At 60.0% G+C, this 15,411-nt stretch carries 8 protein-coding genes and 3 pseudogenes; 6 read left to right on the top strand and 5 right to left on the bottom strand.

Annotated elements, in window-relative coordinates:
* Positions 1 to 213: pseudogene (locus NCR39_RS29360) on the top strand (hypothetical protein); the annotation flags it as partial.
* Positions 214 to 488: 275 nt separating this feature from the next.
* Here NCR39_RS29360 and NCR39_RS29355 read toward each other — a convergent pair.
* Positions 489 to 785, bottom strand: a complete 297-nt coding sequence (locus tag NCR39_RS29355) for a hypothetical protein (protein ID WP_250456300.1) — start codon at positions 783 to 785, stop codon at positions 489 to 491.
* 1,206 nt (positions 786 to 1,991) lie between these two features.
* Here NCR39_RS29355 and NCR39_RS29350 point away from each other — a divergent pair.
* Complete coding sequence (locus NCR39_RS29350; protein WP_250456299.1) at positions 1,992 to 2,144, top strand: hypothetical protein; 153 nt, start codon at positions 1,992 to 1,994, stop codon at positions 2,142 to 2,144.
* Positions 2,145 to 2,941: 797 nt separating this feature from the next.
* Here the strand turns inward: NCR39_RS29350 and NCR39_RS29345 are convergent.
* On the bottom strand, positions 2,942 to 5,317 hold the full coding sequence (locus tag NCR39_RS29345; protein WP_250456298.1) for a filamentous hemagglutinin N-terminal domain-containing protein: 2,376 nt from the start codon (positions 5,315 to 5,317) through the stop codon (positions 2,942 to 2,944).
* Between the two features lie 923 nt (positions 5,318 to 6,240).
* On the opposite strand from NCR39_RS29345, the gene NCR39_RS29340 reads away from it, so the two are divergent.
* Positions 6,241 to 7,488 (top strand): NHL repeat-containing protein, encoded by a 1,248-nt coding sequence (locus NCR39_RS29340; RefSeq protein ID WP_250456297.1) that lies wholly within the window; start codon positions 6,241 to 6,243, stop codon positions 7,486 to 7,488.
* A 1,250-nt stretch (positions 7,489 to 8,738) separates the two neighbouring features.
* Here NCR39_RS29340 and NCR39_RS29335 read toward each other — a convergent pair.
* A complete protein-coding gene (locus NCR39_RS29335) occupies positions 8,739 to 10,322 on the bottom strand; it encodes an outer membrane protein assembly factor BamB family protein (RefSeq protein ID WP_250456296.1) in 1,584 nt (527 codons plus the stop codon).
* 305 nt (positions 10,323 to 10,627) lie between these two features.
* Entirely contained in the window at positions 10,628 to 11,524 is an 897-nt protein-coding gene (locus NCR39_RS29330) for a LysR substrate-binding domain-containing protein (protein WP_250456295.1), read from the bottom strand.
* A 199-nt stretch (positions 11,525 to 11,723) separates the two neighbouring features.
* On the opposite strand from NCR39_RS29330, the gene NCR39_RS29325 reads away from it, so the two are divergent.
* The 3 genes and pseudogenes from NCR39_RS29325 (at position 11,724) to NCR39_RS29315 (ending at position 14,644) form a co-directional block, all read left to right on the top strand.
* Positions 11,724 to 12,362: a hydrolase gene (locus tag NCR39_RS29325; protein WP_250456294.1), complete on the top strand. Its 639-nt coding sequence runs from the start codon at positions 11,724 to 11,726 to the stop codon at positions 12,360 to 12,362.
* 119 nt (positions 12,363 to 12,481) lie between these two features.
* Positions 12,482 to 13,601 (top strand): annotated as a pseudogene (locus NCR39_RS29320) (porin).
* A 149-nt stretch (positions 13,602 to 13,750) separates the two neighbouring features.
* Complete coding sequence (locus NCR39_RS29315; protein WP_250456293.1) at positions 13,751 to 14,644, top strand: pirin family protein; 894 nt, start codon at positions 13,751 to 13,753, stop codon at positions 14,642 to 14,644.
* Between the two features lie 194 nt (positions 14,645 to 14,838).
* Here NCR39_RS29315 and NCR39_RS29310 read toward each other — a convergent pair.
* A pseudogene (locus tag NCR39_RS29310) lies at positions 14,839 to 15,411 on the bottom strand (tyrosine-type recombinase/integrase); the annotation flags it as partial.

The following is a 15,411-nucleotide window of genomic DNA, read 5'->3' as shown; positions in this document are numbered from 1 at the left end:
TATCACCTTTACTACGCCAGCCGGAAGCAGATTTCGCCCGCCTTGAGACTCGTCATTGACGCTCTGCGCTATCGCCCGGAAAAGCTACAGCAATCCGAAGGTAGCCGAGCGCGGCATTTGATGGATCGCATGCTTTTTTCCATCACAGTTGGGCGATATCACCGATCGCGCACGCTACAGGTCGAACGCGCTTCAAAGACTGCAAGGCTTTGAGAACCGCCACCGGCCGATAGCTAGCGACTGACCGATATGGGTCGCGTTGCGTCAGCCCCGCCCTCTAAATCATCGCCGGAAAGCGGCCGGTGGAATTTGGCTTCGCCAAAACGGCCGGTCGTCAGCGCACGCTCCCGGACCCGTTGCAGCCGCTGGACCGTAGCCATTTGAACGGCTGCTTCCGAGGCTTGAACGGTCGCCCGCGACAATGCCACTCGCACCGAACCGCGACGCTGTCGCTAGACAGAACGCGAAGCTCTTCAAAAGGGCAACGCCTACCTCGGTCGATGGCCCCTATCGCCGCCGACCGTAGAGAACGTCCTGAAGTCGTCACGAAGGAATTTAACCGGCGGAATGGTGCCTGTCATCACCTTCCGGGTTGCGATCGAAACGATACTTTGGTGATTGACGTGCAACGCTTTGTTGTCCCCTTCTACTGAGCCATCCGAACCAAAAATGTCGATCAAGCACTCGTGTGTGACTTGAATTCGAAACGTCTTGTTGACAATTCGCTGCTTGAAGAAGATATCTCCATCCAAGCGCAGCACAGGTAGTTGAGGTGGTGCAGTCATGAAGGAACGTCCTTTATAGCCATGCGAATATAGCCATGCGAACTGCTGAAGCACTTACCCGGGAGGTTCACTGGTTTGCGCCGCACCGCTGCTGCGACAAGTCAACGTCTATAGAGCCGAGCGCGCCGACGTGCGTAGGCTGAACCGCGGCTGTACGCGTCTTCTTCGGTAGGGAACGTAACTGCGCTGTCGTGGCGAGCCTCGGTGATTTTGGGTCCTGTCAGGTCTATGTCGACAACGGTGAAGGCGAAGCCGCCAGCAACCAGCGGGTGTACCACGACGTGGTACTCATGATTTCCAACCTTAATCAAGCGCGACATGGCGAATTCCATCGGTAGCGAAACACAACGAGGTATTCATTGTGCGCACTTTCTGGGCCACGAAAAGACAGTTTAAGAAGCCCGCTGCTCTGTCGACGTCGAATGACTGGTAAATAGGCACATATGAGCGAAAACGACTCGCGAGCACGTGCATGGCGGCTTTCCGGCCCGACTATGCCGATAATTAGACATTCGGACAGCGAAGCGGTGGGGAGAAACCGTGACAAGGAGACATTTCGATTTCTCAGCGACCGAGAATTGGCGAACTTCGAAGAGGTTATTCAGACTGGCGCTGCACCGGCACTTCCATCGTTGGCACACCCGTCGATAAACCGCTTTGCTTGCCGTTCCGCATATCTGAATCCGTTATCGAGAGTAAGGAAGTAGAGCTGCTCGGGAAGACTAATGACAGGCGAAGCGCCCGAGTCGAATGAAGCAATCGTCCAAGAGACAGCGTACCGGACCTGCTGGCCGTCAAGGGACGGCGATTGGCTAGCAACGACGCGCACGTCGATGGTATACCCGCGATAGGGCACACACGACTGGTTTTCCATGCTCGCTCCCTTTGCACACCTGAGCGGCATGTAGAAACACTATACGTGCTATCTACGTCGCACGCCGGAAAACTGCCCGGCAGCGCGAACGGAACCAAAACAGCGGCGCCCTTCAGCGCCGCAATGAATAAGGAGGGGTAAGACCTGTGCGCAAGACGGATTCGAGAGTGATGTCGCCGTGCACTGCATGACGGTTCACCGCGACGATGGCGTCAAATCGGCGGTCAAAACAATTGATCAGGCGCACCCCAGCGCGCGCGAGCTCCGCTCCGCATAACGATGCTTTCTTCGGTGTCGCGGTCAACGTGTACCACTGCTGGTGGGACCCTCAGTTGGACGATGCGCTTACCTCGATCGGCAATGACAATCGCATTGTCGCTTATCATGTTTCCGACTGGATGGTTCGGATGACCGATTTGTCGCTCGATGGGGGCATGATGGGAGACGGCGTGATCGCCCTGAAGGGGCTCCCGGCGAAGTGCTGAGAATTCGGCCATGACGATATGCTTCAAGTCGAGATTTTTTCGCGCGACAACTGGTGGAAACTTCCGCTCGACCTCGTCTTGCAAACATGCGCGAAGCGATTGCAAGCGGTCTGCTGAGAGTCGAGCCAGCGACATGTCAAGTCCTAAGTAATACGCACCGCATGCTCTTCAAGGAAGCGTGCGGCCAGCCTAACGACGAATCGGAACGGCTCTTGCCACATAAGAGCGGTCAATTGAACGTCCGCTGATATCTCCTGGCGAGCGTCGCCTCCTGGCCGATTGGGTGAGATCACAAATGGCCGCTTATGGCACTCCACTTCGGAAACCTCGTCGGGGCGGCGGCGGCCGGTGCATCTTCCCGGTTTTAAGCGCGCTCGTCCGGAGACGTTGCGCTTTCGGCCAACCGCGTTTCCAAAGATTTCACCACCCTCGACGTCTTCGAGCGACCCCACAGAGCCGGTCGGCTTTTCATCCGGCTTGCTCGGCTCTTCGCCGTGTCGGTGAAGCTCCGCGATGGCGCCTACATGGCGGCAAAGCGCCCGGCAAACGAAGCGGCTATCGGCGCTATCAACTCGCTCAACGGCCGCTGCAGCGTAAATATGCCGAGATGCTCGCCGACGTCGATCTTCTGGATTTAGCAAGTCTCGCTTGCCTCGCATGGCGACTATAGAATCGCCGAGTCGCTGATGGCGGCTGCCTCCTTTCGTTCTACCGCGTCGCTAATAGGAAGTTAGATGATGCGACGCCCGAGCAATTAGCGCGCGCCTTAGCGGCTATGCCAGGGCGTCCGTCGCCGTCTAGTATTTGAGCCTGGGGAGCCCATACTGTTCTGGTGGCTCCCAGGGGCCGTTTGAGCTGAAGTCCCATGTGGGCCCGTAGCTCGCCGAGTTGCCGAGACCTGCATTGGTCAAGCCACTCGTCGCGGGAATCATGGTGCCCTGACCAACACCGCTCGTTGCGTTCCCCACCTCTTTAGCCCAGAAGACGTCTGGTGCGATCTGGGCGACGTTGACTCCCGCGACGCCCCCAAGCGGAGCGCCGCTGCGGGTCGTGGTGGTCCGAGCGTTAGTGACCGACTGCGAAATCGAACCCGAGTTCGAGCCGATCAGCCCGCCGACAGCCCCGCCTGCGTTGACAGTCGGCGCCGCGAGTTGGTCGCCGTAGTAAGACTGCTCGATGTGACCGCGGTTCTCGCCTGCGACGCCGCCGGCCGGGCCGTGCTCGCTCGCCGCGCCGCCTCCAGCCGCAGCACGAATAACGATTCCTTCGTTGATGCCTACGGTTCCGCCGGTCGCCGCTCCTCCTGTCACCGTCGTGAACGAGCTGTCTGTCTTAGCCATCACACCGCGATTGATACCCACCACGCCGCCCGTAGCGGTGGTGCCTCCGCTCACCGTCCCGTAGGTGTCAACGTCCAATATCAACCCGTCGTTGCGCCCCGCTATCATCCCGAGCGCGCCTTCGTTCGCCGTCACCGAACCATTAGCCAGGCCGAAATTACGGACCACCGCCCCCTCGCCGACGACGCCAAACATACCGGTAACGGAGCGGGAAGTCGTATTTCGCGCGTCAACGCTTACAGAAAGGACACTACCGCCTCCGTCGAACTGCCCGGTGAAAGGGTGCTCCGCACTGCCGATGGGTGATGGCAGTGTCGTACCGTTATAGAGCTTGGAAGCAGAAGGGTTGACGCGATAATTGCCGGCGAGGTTGTCGTAGATCGCACTGAAGTCGGCGGAATCGTTGATCTGCATATAGCCGGTGATCTGGGTCTTCTTCCCGCTCAGCTGTGCCGGCCGCCACGCGGCATTGGTGCGCTGCACGCCCGGGACATATGCCCCGTTGCGGTCGTAGTACATCTCAACGAGACCAGTGCTACGGCACCATTCGATCACACCGTAGTTCAATATACTTCCGCCGTTATTGGCTGCAGAGTCGTCAGCGGCAACGGTGAACGTCCCGCTACCTGCGTTGGCAACAGTTACCCCCGGAGCTATCGTCACCGAATGCCGAGTGCGGAAGTAGAGCTGCGCCGCGCCTGTCCACCGCACATCGCCGCCCACGACAATGTCGCCCGTGCGCGCTGGCGGGTACACCGTATCCACGCTCACCGATGTACCGGAAGACAGACTGTGCGAGAACGTTCGCCCCAGCGCGGCGTCGATGGTCAACTCCGGAATGGTGATGCTCATAGAATCTGCGCGCACCGTCGCATCGCCCATGCTCAGGCGGTCGGCGGTGACGGTCACTTCGCTCTGCGGCCCCGCACCCTTGTCAGCGATGATCGTTGCGCCGTCCGCGTGAACCCGCCCGTTCTGCGCGACCAGCCACACGTGGCCGTCACGCTCCACGGTGCCAGTTGCACGCAGTTCCCTGTTGCGCCCTGCAAGCGCAAACACATTGCCATCGACGGCTTCGATCGCGATTTGCGCGCCGCGCATGACGCCCGCGTTCAGCGCGGTCCCGCCGCTACCGATCTGAATGTACGCGGCGTAACCGAGCCGCTCGTAAAGCGGAATGAGCACGTTCTCTCCGACCGCCAGTTGCGCGAGACCCTTGTCCGCGCGCAGTTCCCCCGAGTTCACCACCTTGTTACTTGCGATGAGAAAGACGTCACTGCCGCTCGACTCAATCTTCCCGAGGTTGACAATCTTTCCGTCTGATTTTCCCGTTAGCGACACCTGGGGGAAATACCGCATGAAGTCATCGTTCGTGATATTAAGCGTCGATGCCACGAAGCGGCCACCTGTGGTCACAACGCCGGTGCGCCCAACGACGACCCCGTGCGGATCGATGAGATACACGTCGCCAATGCCGGTGAGTTTTCCGTCTATGGTGGCGACGCCCGGCCCAATCACGCGGTTTAGCGTCGCGCCATTCGGGTTGTCGATGGACACCGCATGCGCCCTACCAATCGAGAAGCTGTTCCAGTCGATGACGGCCGTCGGCGTAGTCTGTTTAATGGCGAGAATCGTGCCATTGGTCGTCATCGAGCCTGCGCCCCCGACGAATTTTCCGCCGCTAGGGAGCGGACCTGCACCTAAGGCAGGCACGGTGAAGATGAGAAGCATGACCGCGGCCAACGGCCTGCGTTTCACTCGATAATGCAGCACGTGTGTGCCGCTCTCTGGCCCCGGCGTCTTGCGAAGCGGGTGCATCGATAAGGAACGCATGACGGCCTCCCCTGGTGCGCGAAGCAGCCGAGTTAGCAGAAGCACGACGTCTGGGCAATACCCGCTCGGGCAGAACCGCTTGCATCGCCGGTAAGTTCGAATGCTAGGTGGTCACACTTCCTTTTTCAACGACCGTGTCAGTGCGGTAACGCTAGCAGCATACGCTCAATTGGGGACCGAGCATGACGTACAGAGGCTAGCCGAGCGCTGCACGCGGTCGGTGAGATTTTCGTCCCCTTGGCAATAGTGAGAATGAAAACCCGTCAACGTCCGTAGATTTCTGGTGCGGTAGATGTATTCTTTTGGCTGAATCAGTTCGGTAAGCGCCAAACGAAAACGCAAACCTGAGAGAAATAGGAATTTTGCGTGCCAGATGCAAAGCACTCCTGAGCTACGGCAGCGGCCGAAACATCGACGAAGCGATCCAGCATCTTCAGCACGTTCTCATCGGTGAAGCGGCAGCCACTACGGTAGGCCGGACTTACTGGCGCGCTCGTTCAAGGACAATGGTGGCGGTATCTCTTCCGGCTCGTGGCTAGGACTGGCGCACCTCTAGGGTGTCGACAGTCGCTTGCAGCGTTCCCGCGCCTTCAATAAACCTGCTGCCCTAGGGTAAAGGTCCTGCGCAGGAGGTCGCTTGCCGAGACGGCGCAAGCGCTTGTGCCGAGGACGCATCGAAGAAACGCTGTAAGCAGCGGGCCGCTGCAAAACGGCTGAAACGGTCGTGCACCATTCCGAGTTCCTCAAGTCCGGCAGAGATCGTTCGATCGTGCAAAATCGCGGCGCATGAGCCCTACCTGATATGTAGTGCGAAGCACGCTCATCCAATGTACATTGAAGAGTACGCTGTCTCATTGCGCAAGCAGAAAACGAGAAGCGTAGGACTTCACGCGAAGCGGAACAGCCTTAAGAGGAGCACTGTGATGGGGATCTCAATTTGCCGGGTTAAGCCGCCAAATTTTTTCGCTGCCCGGTCGGGTCGATCCATACAGCGTCTGCTTGCGCTTCGTCGGTTCTTTCTCAACGGTCTTTGGGCATTAGGAATGTCCTTGCTGTGTGGGGGGCTCGTCCATTCAGCGGTGCTCAAAGAGGGCGACGTTCTGGTCGTCGACCAGTACGCCAACAAGCTCTTCAAAGTAGACGCAGAGAACGGTGCGCGTACCGTAGTCAGCGATTTTAGCGATGCCTCCCAGGGACCAAAAAGCGTGACGACTTTCGGCCTCACCGGTGTTGCCGTCGGGCGACGGACGATCTTCGTGACGGATGCGTACTCGGGCATCTTCGGGGTAGATCCTCGCAACGGACAGCGTACCCTCGTGAGTGACTTCACTCAGGGTTCAATTCACGGGGACCTTTCCTACGGGGCGGCAGTTAATGTCGACGAGCAAGTCTTAGCAAATTTGCAACTACGCTTGGAGTCGCAGCAATACGTTGTTCGTGTCGACACCCGAACCGACACCCGCGTTCTTGTCAGCGACTTCGCTAATCCGGCGCAGGGGCCGCTTCTAACTCCTTGTTGTTACGTGACCGACCTAACCCTCGATCGCTCCGGGGCGATAGTTGCTGGCACGGAGTTCACTTTTACGAAAGGCCACGGAGCGGCGCTTTATCGGATCGATCAAAAAACGGGCGTTCGCCGGCTTGTGAGCGACTTTACCAATCGGGCGCAAGGCATCGATACAGTCGGCTTGGAGTTTGCAACCGGCCTTGCCGTTGAGTCTTCTGGACAGATCCTTGTCAATACAGCAGGAGAATATAACGGTCAGATTTTACTTTTGCGTGTCGATCCCGCAACTGGCATGCGTACTGTCCTTAGCGATCTTGGCGACGCAGCGCAAGGACCCATCGGAGTGTCTCTCCATGGTCTCGCTGTAGCGCTCTCGGGAGAAGTAATTGTTAGCTCCGCCCCCGCGACTTGGGTGCCAAACCTTTATCGGGTGGACCCGCGAACAGGACACCGGGCTCTGCTTAGCGATTCTAGTGATTCGAAGCAAGGAGAGCCATTCCAAAGGATTGTTGAGATTGCCGTTGTATGTGGAGAGCACGAGGGTGTCCGCGATCGCCATGGCCACCATCGTCACGAAGGCCATCATTGTTTCGAAGGTCCGCGGAGGGAAAGACCCCACGCGAATCCAGCGGGGGATTCGCTTATAAGTCCTTTTGGTCGGTGACATCCGGATAACCCAGGCGCCACGAAGCGAAATTCGGTCGATGATGCGTTCGGCCACTGAGCGCGTCGAGGGCCGTGGGACAGGGCGCCATTTGACCTCCTGTCACACGTTGCTGGCAGCGTATCCGCTTTAGAAGACAGAACTAGGCTTCACCGACGATGAGGAAAGCAGCTGACGAGATGTCACGCTAGCGTGGTGGGGTGACAAGGACCGGTAACATCCGTTTTGCGCGTGCGACTCAAGTCGCGCAGTCAGCGAAACTTACTTTTTGGCAGCGGGCAGAGGTGCTTCAGAATTTGCATTGGCTCGCGCGGCGTTTGCGGCGTTTGCGGCGTTTGCGGCGTTTGCGGCGTTCGCGGCGTTTGCCGCGTTGATTACCTTGCAGTTGTAGACGGGGGCGACGTTGTTGTTTGGGCTGAGGTTCGCGTTCGGCTTAGTGGCGTTCAACATAGTGCCGTTGGATGTACATCGCGAGCGCCGTAGCGGCTGCGCGCGACGTACATGCCGCCCGCTGCGCAGCCGCAACGGCGGTAATAGGACGCGCAGCCGACGTTCGAACGTCCACCCGAGCGCGCCAGCGTTTGGCTGCAAGTGGCCGACGCCGGTAGTTCGAACCTCGCCGATGATCGAGCGGTGCCGAGCCGTCTCCCGACTTCCATAGCCGACCCGTTACCGCCGCTCATCGCAGCCCGGCCTCATCGTCGCGTACCGGCAGTACAGCGGTTATGCAGCGACTAAGCTTGCCAGCGGGTCCTCGGCCATAGCCGACGTTCGCTCTTCAATCGCCGCGAGGCTGCAACACGCCGCATTCCGCTCATTCGCGATGCAGCGGGTCCGAATGTCGGCTCCTGGGAGCGGTGTAACGGTCTCGACGACCCATTGCCGTTCCGGCCATCCGCAACAGAGAGTTGTTTTACGGCCCTATAGTGCCGTCGTTTCGGCTCTTCGTGATGCCGATCGCTGGTGGGAGGGGCCTTGCATATGCGAGCGTTTGTGCCCTCGCCCATGCGCAACAAACCCCGTCCCCGGACGGACTCGCCCTCCACCGCGTGCGTGATCCGTGACGCACATGCTGGGAAACTTCAACGGCCATCGGCTTATGCGGGGGCCGGCGCCAAATGTGCATCGACGCGACGCCGAGCATGACACGACGCAAGTGCCAGAGCCCGCATCGCAGATACCGCGCTGGTACTCTCCGAGCACTTGAGATCGTTTCACGCGGATGCCGCCGAGACATCCGCCACCCCCGCCTACTGCTTCGCTACCGAGAACGCATACAGCTTGTGGTTATCACCCGCATACGGCAGCCCAAGCACCTTGGTGTGATAGCCGGAGCCCCAGTAGACCGTGCCGTCGACGATCGACGCTCCGGACACGACCGCGCCGCCACTCTCGAAGCTCCATTTGATTTCGCCCGTCGCGGCATCGAGCGCATACATGTTCGCGCCGCTACCGGCGAGCGAACCCGCATACACCACGCCGTTGGCTTCGGACATCGCCACGGTGTCCATCATGTCCTGCGGATCGGCGGTGCGCCAGAGCACCTTGCCAGTTGCGGCGTCAACCGCTGCCCACGCGCCGCCCTTGGTCGCAATCTTGCCCGGAGGCGAATCGACCGGAATGGATTCGTGATTCAGATTACCGATAGAGACGTAAATGCGCTTACCGTCGGCGGCCGTGCCCCAAAGCATGCCGCCCAACAGACTGCCGGGACCGACCTGGGTATGCCACACGACCTTGCCCGTCTTTGGATCAAGCGCCCAATAAACGCCGCTCTTTGCGCCAGCGCCAAGAAGCGTGCGCTTTTTGCCGCCGACGGTCGTCGTGTAGAGATTGGGCCCTGAGCCAAAGTCGTAGTCCGGACCATCCTCGTGGTCAAAGTTCGTCGACATGTCGGCGGCGAGCGTGCGCGTCGCCCACGCGATCTTGCCAGTCTTCAGATTGAGGGCAACGAAGCTGTCGATGTGATTGGTCGATACGTCCGGTTTGCAATCGCTTTGCCCCGGATAGCGGCAAACGCCCTCCGGCACCGTGAAATTGTTGCCGGTCGTGACGTACAACAGGCCCGTCTGATGATCAACAACGGGTGTGTTGCCCCAGACCGAACCGCCCGTATAGCCTTTGGGCACCATGTATGTTTTCCACAGCAGCTTGCCCGTGGTCGCGTCAAGCGCCACGACGCTACCGCGATACGTGGGCTTGTCCTTGAGCGCCTCGGCCCGCGACGCTACCCCCTCATAGATCACCCCGTCGTCGATGACGGGCGAACTTGTAATGATGGCGCTGGGATCCGTGTCCACCTGAGTGCGCCACAACGGCGAACCGTCTTCTGCCTTGATGCCTAACAGGTAAGCGCCCGTCGGATTGTTGGCGAGCTGCGTGCCTTGGCCAATCACGAGCATGCCCTTCCAGTATGCGGGGCTGGTGCGCGATGCGTCATTGGGAATCCCGCTGTAGTCGCTCACCTTCCTGTGCCACTTCACTTGTCCGCTCGCGGCATCGACGGCCCACAGCGAGCCACCGAAGTCCGGCACGTAGACAACCCCATCGACCACGGTCGGCGTCGCGGAAACGTTCCCATCCGTTTCGACCGACCAGCGCGGCGCGAGCTTCGCCACACTGTCTAACCCAATGGTGCTTTCGCCCTGCGCGCTACGCGTATTGGACGGATTCTGGCCGGCCATCGGCCAGTCTCCAGCGCCTTGGGCCACGGCGGACGGCGTGGGTATGGCACCCGCCATCAGCGCGGCCGCTGTCATAATTGTCGAGTTGAGCCAGCGCAACTGCATAACCCGATTATCGCCTTTCCTGTTGAACATGAACGTCTGTGTCATCTTCCGTCTCCAAGGATATATTGCGATTGACACCGTTACTTCGCAGCGCGGATCAGTATCGTCAAAAGCGGCACTGCCCTCGTTACTTGGACACCACCAAGGCAAAGCCACGCTGGGGCCTGCGACGCGTTAGCAGACTGTATGAACGTCGTCGGCGCGTCCCGGCAGTCGCCGTCCCGCGAAGCTCGATAAAGGAAGATTAGAAAACTAGACGGCTGCCGCGGTAGATCGCCAAGCCGTACACAGTGTTCTATCGGAGGAACGATCGGAATACGCGTCGCATCCCGCGTTTCCACGACAAGGCGTCACTCGTCTTTCTGAATGTGTTCGGCGAGATAGTCGATCAGCAGACGCACGGCGGGCAACAGGCCGCGGCGTGACGGAAAGACGGCATGGACCAGTCCCCCTTTGGGTCGCCAGCCCGGTATCACATCCACGAGCGTGCCCTCTGTGAGCGCATCCTCGACGACCATGTCCGGCAGCTGCGCGACGCCCACGCCTTTCATGGCCGCCTGTCGAAGCACCGTCATGTCGTCGGTGATATAGCGCGGCTTGTGGCTCACCCGTGCCTCCATACCGTCCGGGGCGACGAGCGCCCACGTATGATCGCGCTGCGGCCCCCAATCGACGCTCGGCATGCCCGCGAGATCGGCGGGATGTGCCACCTGCCCGTGCCGCTTCACAAACGCCGGCGACGCCACCAAACGCTGCGGACTGCCCGACAGCACACGCATCACGAGGCCGCTATCTTCGAGTGGCGGGAAGCGAACTCGCAGCGCGAGGTCGAGCCCCTCGCCCAACACGTCGACCCGACGATTCGTTGCGTCAAGGAGGATCTGCACCTTCGGGTATTGCGTCATGAAGTCGGCGACCAAATTGCCGATGCGATACGCGAGTAGCGTGGTCGGGCAACTCATGCGTACAACGCCCTGGGGCTCGGAGATCCTGCGTTCCACCACTTCGCGGGCGGCGTCGGCTTCCACGAGCACCGCGACACAACGTTCGTAGAACTCCCGCCCCGTCTCAGTCATCGAGAAATGCCGCGTCGACCGGTTCAGCAGACGAACGCCATATCTCGCCTCGAGCTCGGCGATGCGTCGGCTCAGCTTCGACTTGGGCATATTGAGCGCCCGCCCCGCCTGTGTGAAGCCGTGATTGTCGACGACTTTCACGAAATAGTAGAGGTCGTTCAGGTCGTCCATGGCTGTTCCTTCGACAGAACAATGCCTGCATTCTAGAGCGTTGCCGGCGGCGCGTAATCACCATTGTTCCGCTCGTAGAACACAGTCGGCGAATTTCAATACTAGAGGGCAGGACGCACGCCGCATAGCATTGTTGGGCATCCTGATCCGAAGCATCGCGCGTCGATCCCTGGACCCCTTTCACTCACCGGAGGCAAACATGGCAAGCGAACCCATTCGTGACCCCGCGAAAGACCATCTTCTGACACCGCAGAATGCGGCATTCATCGTCATCGACTACCAGCCGGTCCAGGTGAACTCCATTGCGTCGATGGACCGCCAACTACTGATCAACAACATCGTCGGTGCATCAAGAGCTGCAACTGCATACAAGCTCCCGATCGTCCATTCCACGGTCAATGTGAAGACGGGTCTAAACAAGCCGCCCATCCCGCAACTGCGCGCGGCGCTCGGCGAGTATCCGACTTACGATCGCACCAGCATCAACTCGTGGGAAGACGTTGAATTCCGGAAGGCCGTCGAGGCTACCGGCCGCAAGAAGCTGATCATGACCGCGCTCTGGACGGAAGCCTGCCTGACGTTTCCCGCGCTGGACGCGCTGGCAGAGGGCTACGAGGTCTATGTGGTCGTCGATGCTGTCGGCGGCACGTCCGTCGCTGCGCACGAAGCCGCGTTGCGCCGTATCGAGCAGGCGGGCGGCAAATTGATCAGCGTCGCCCAGATGTTCTGCGAACTCCAACGCGACTGGGCGCGCAGCGAAACCGTCCCGGCGTTCATCGACCTGTTCATCCAAACGGGCGGCACGGCCGGCATCCAGTTCGCGTACGACAAGAGCTGATGCGCGACCCGCGCGGCCGGTCGCTGATGCGGGCCGCGCGCACCCCCGATGTCCGACAGAGCCCGGAACACCGGGTCATGCGATGAGCATGGGCACGAAGAGACAAGATGGCGTTCACCATGAAGAGACAGATCTCGTCGATCGGCCTCGCAGGCTGCTTGATCGCGGCGTGCTTCCACACCCATTCGTACGCCCAGAGCAACGTCTCCTTGCAGGGAATGATCGACGGCGGCGTGACCTACGTGAACAACCAGCACGGCGGAGCGGTGACGCTGTTCGACAGCGGGATCTTCGCGCCGAACACATTGACGTTCAGCGGAAGCGAGGCGCTCGGCGGCGGAACGAAGGCAATCTTCAACCTGACTTCGCAATTCGACCTTGGCAATGGCGCAACCATTCCAGGCGCGAACCAGATATTCAATCGCACGGCCTATGTCGGTCTGGCCGATGAGCGGCTTGGCACCGTCACGTTCGGCAACCAGTACGACTTCATGTTCGATACGTTGACGCTCGGCTTCTTTTGACGGCGCGTTTCTGTTCGGCGGCCTCTATGATTTTCGCCAGGGACCGTTCAGCGCCCTGGGCGTCCCGAATAATCCGACTGGCTCATTCGATTTCGACCGCCTCGCCGGCGCCACCCGTGTGGCAAACGCCGTCAAGTATCGCAGCCCGTCCTTCGCGGGATTCAGCTTTGGCGTGCTGTATGGCTTTGGCGGCGTTGCGGGTTCATTCTCCGCCAACTCGACCGTCAGCGCGGGGATGAATTACGATAGCGGCCCGTTTGGCGTCGGAGTCGCGTACGTCGAGGCCAAGTATCCTGAAGTCGGCGACGGGCACGACGGCATCCGCAATATCGGTGCGGGTATGCACTACCGGCTCGGCAGTGTGCTCGCCATGCTGCTTTACACGAACACGAAGAATACGGCGAGCGGCGCAAAGATCGACGTCTACAAGGCGGGGGCGTACTGGACGGTCTCCGGTCCCTGGTCAGCAGGACTGGACTACCAATACATGAAGGGCAACGAGGTGCTCGACAACAATCGTGCGCACCAAATCACCACGGCCGTTCAATATCGCTTCTCGAAACGGACGATGGCGTACGTCGAGGCTGTCTACCAGCGCGCGAGCGGTGACGCCCAGACGACCCAGGCATGGATCAACGGCCTGCTACAACCCGGCGCGGCGGCCAGCAACCGATCACAATCGCTGGCCCGCATCGGGCTGCAGACCCGCTTTTGACCTTGCATCGAACCCTTTCCATCGTGCCATCGTTCCACCGGTGAGACACAGAAGGTCGCCCGCCGCCTCTACCGCCGTCATCGTCCAGCCACTACTTTGTATCCATGCAAACGAGGCCACCGGCCTCCTATCGACAGGAACATTCGACGATGAAAAAGATTCTTGGCAGTTACAGCAACCCCAACTCGCATTGGGTCGGCGACGGCTTTCCGGTGCGCACGCTGTTTTCGCATCAGACGATGGGCCGCCATCTGAGCCCTTTTCTGATGCTCGACTACGCGGGCCCGAAACACTTCGCGCCGACAGCGCGCCGCCAGGGCGTTGGACAGCATCCGCACCGCGGCTTCGAAACGGTGACCATCGTGTATCAGGGCGAACTCGAGCACCTCGATTCGACCGGCGGCGGCGGCCAAATCGGCCCCGGCGACGTGCAATGGATGACCGCCGGCGCGGGCATCCTGCACGAAGAGTTTCATTCGCCCGCTTTCGCAAAAACCGGCGGGACGCTCGAGATGGTCCAGCTTTGGGTCAATCTGCCCGCGAAGGACAAGATGACGTCACCAGGCTATCAAAGCGTCCTGGCTAACCAGATCCCGTCGGTCGAGTTGCCTGAAGGCGCTGGACACTTGCGTGTGATCGCGGGTAACTACGTGGGCAACGCGGGGCCCGCACGCACCTTCACGCCGATGGACGTCTGGGATATGCGGCTCAACGCAGGACGTGGTGTAACGCTGACGCTGCCAGAGGGCAGGACGCTCGCGCTGGTCGTGCTGCGCGGCCAGGTGCGGGTCAATGGAGATGAGCGCGTCGTCAGCGACGCACAACTAGTTCTGCTCGGGCAGGAAGGCACGGACGTCCGGCTCGATGCCGTCAGCGATGCAACCGTGCTGTTGCTGAGCGGCGATCCCATCGACGAACCCGTTGTTGCGTATGGTCCCTTCGTGATGAACACGACCGACGAAATTCGCGAAGCAGCGGACGACTTCAACAGCGGGCGCTTTGGATCGATGGCTGCGACTAAGGACCGGGCCGCGACCACCTAGGCGTCGCCAAGGACGTCCAGGTCTTTGTCGAAGAGTTGGGGCGGACACGCGGGCTGAGGTTGCCGAAGGTCGTCGGCTGAATTTCGCGCATAGCTCGCCCGTCACGTTTTGGAGTACTTCGGCCGATCAAACGGCGGAATTCCCCGCTCGCTGAACGGCAGGTTGTGGCCGACAAGCGCACGCTCGCCGGCCGGCTATCGAACCTCCGTCTGTTCAGCCATCTCGAGCGCATCGTCCACTTCGATCCCGAGGTATCGCACGGTGCTCTCAATTTTTGTGTGGCCCAAAAGCAATTGGACAGCGCGCAGATTCTTGGTGCGTCGATAGATCAACGACGCTTTCGTGCGACGCATGGTGTGCGTACCATAAGCACTGTCATCGAGTCCGATCGACGCGATCCAACGATGAACGATGCGCGCATACTGGCGCGTCGATACATGTGCCGAAGCATGCAGCCGACTCGGAAACAAATAATCGGCAGGCTTCAATCCCCGCGTTGATATCCAGGCAGAGACACTTTAACGAGTCTGCTCCGTGATCTCAAACTGCACTGGTCTATGCGTCTTTTGCTGCATGAAAGTCGCGCGAGCTAGGACATGACCTCCGATGAAGACGTCCTGCACTTGCAGTCGCGTCAGATCGCACGCCCGAAGCTTGCTGTCGATTGCCAAGTTGAACAGCGCCAACTCGCGAGCGTTGGACGACATCTGGAGCCTCGTCCGAATCGCCCAGATCTCACGGAGCTTCAATGGCGGCTTCTGACCGGT

Origin of the sequence: Caballeronia sp. ATUFL_M2_KS44 (assembly GCF_023630965.1) — a bacterium.
Taxonomy (GTDB): Bacteria; Pseudomonadota; Gammaproteobacteria; order Burkholderiales; family Burkholderiaceae; genus Caballeronia; species Caballeronia concitans.
Note: the sequence above shows the minus strand (reverse complement) of the source record. Positions and strands in the feature narration are given on the sequence as shown.

Coding starts and splice junctions, on each gene's coding strand:
- NCR39_RS29355 (WP_250456300.1), bottom strand. CDS start 785: ATGACTGCACCACCTCAACTACCTGTGCTGCGCTTGGATGGAGATATC.
- NCR39_RS29315 (WP_250456293.1), top strand. CDS start 13,751: ATGAAAAAGATTCTTGGCAGTTACAGCAACCCCAACTCGCATTGGGTC.
- NCR39_RS29340 (WP_250456297.1), top strand. CDS start 6,241: ATGGGGATCTCAATTTGCCGGGTTAAGCCGCCAAATTTTTTCGCTGCC.
- NCR39_RS29345 (WP_250456298.1), bottom strand. CDS start 5,317: ATGCGTTCCTTATCGATGCACCCGCTTCGCAAGACGCCGGGGCCAGAG.
- NCR39_RS29330 (WP_250456295.1), bottom strand. CDS start 11,524: ATGGACGACCTGAACGACCTCTACTATTTCGTGAAAGTCGTCGACAAT.
- NCR39_RS29325 (WP_250456294.1), top strand. CDS start 11,724: ATGGCAAGCGAACCCATTCGTGACCCCGCGAAAGACCATCTTCTGACA.
- NCR39_RS29335 (WP_250456296.1), bottom strand. CDS start 10,322: ATGACACAGACGTTCATGTTCAACAGGAAAGGCGATAATCGGGTTATG.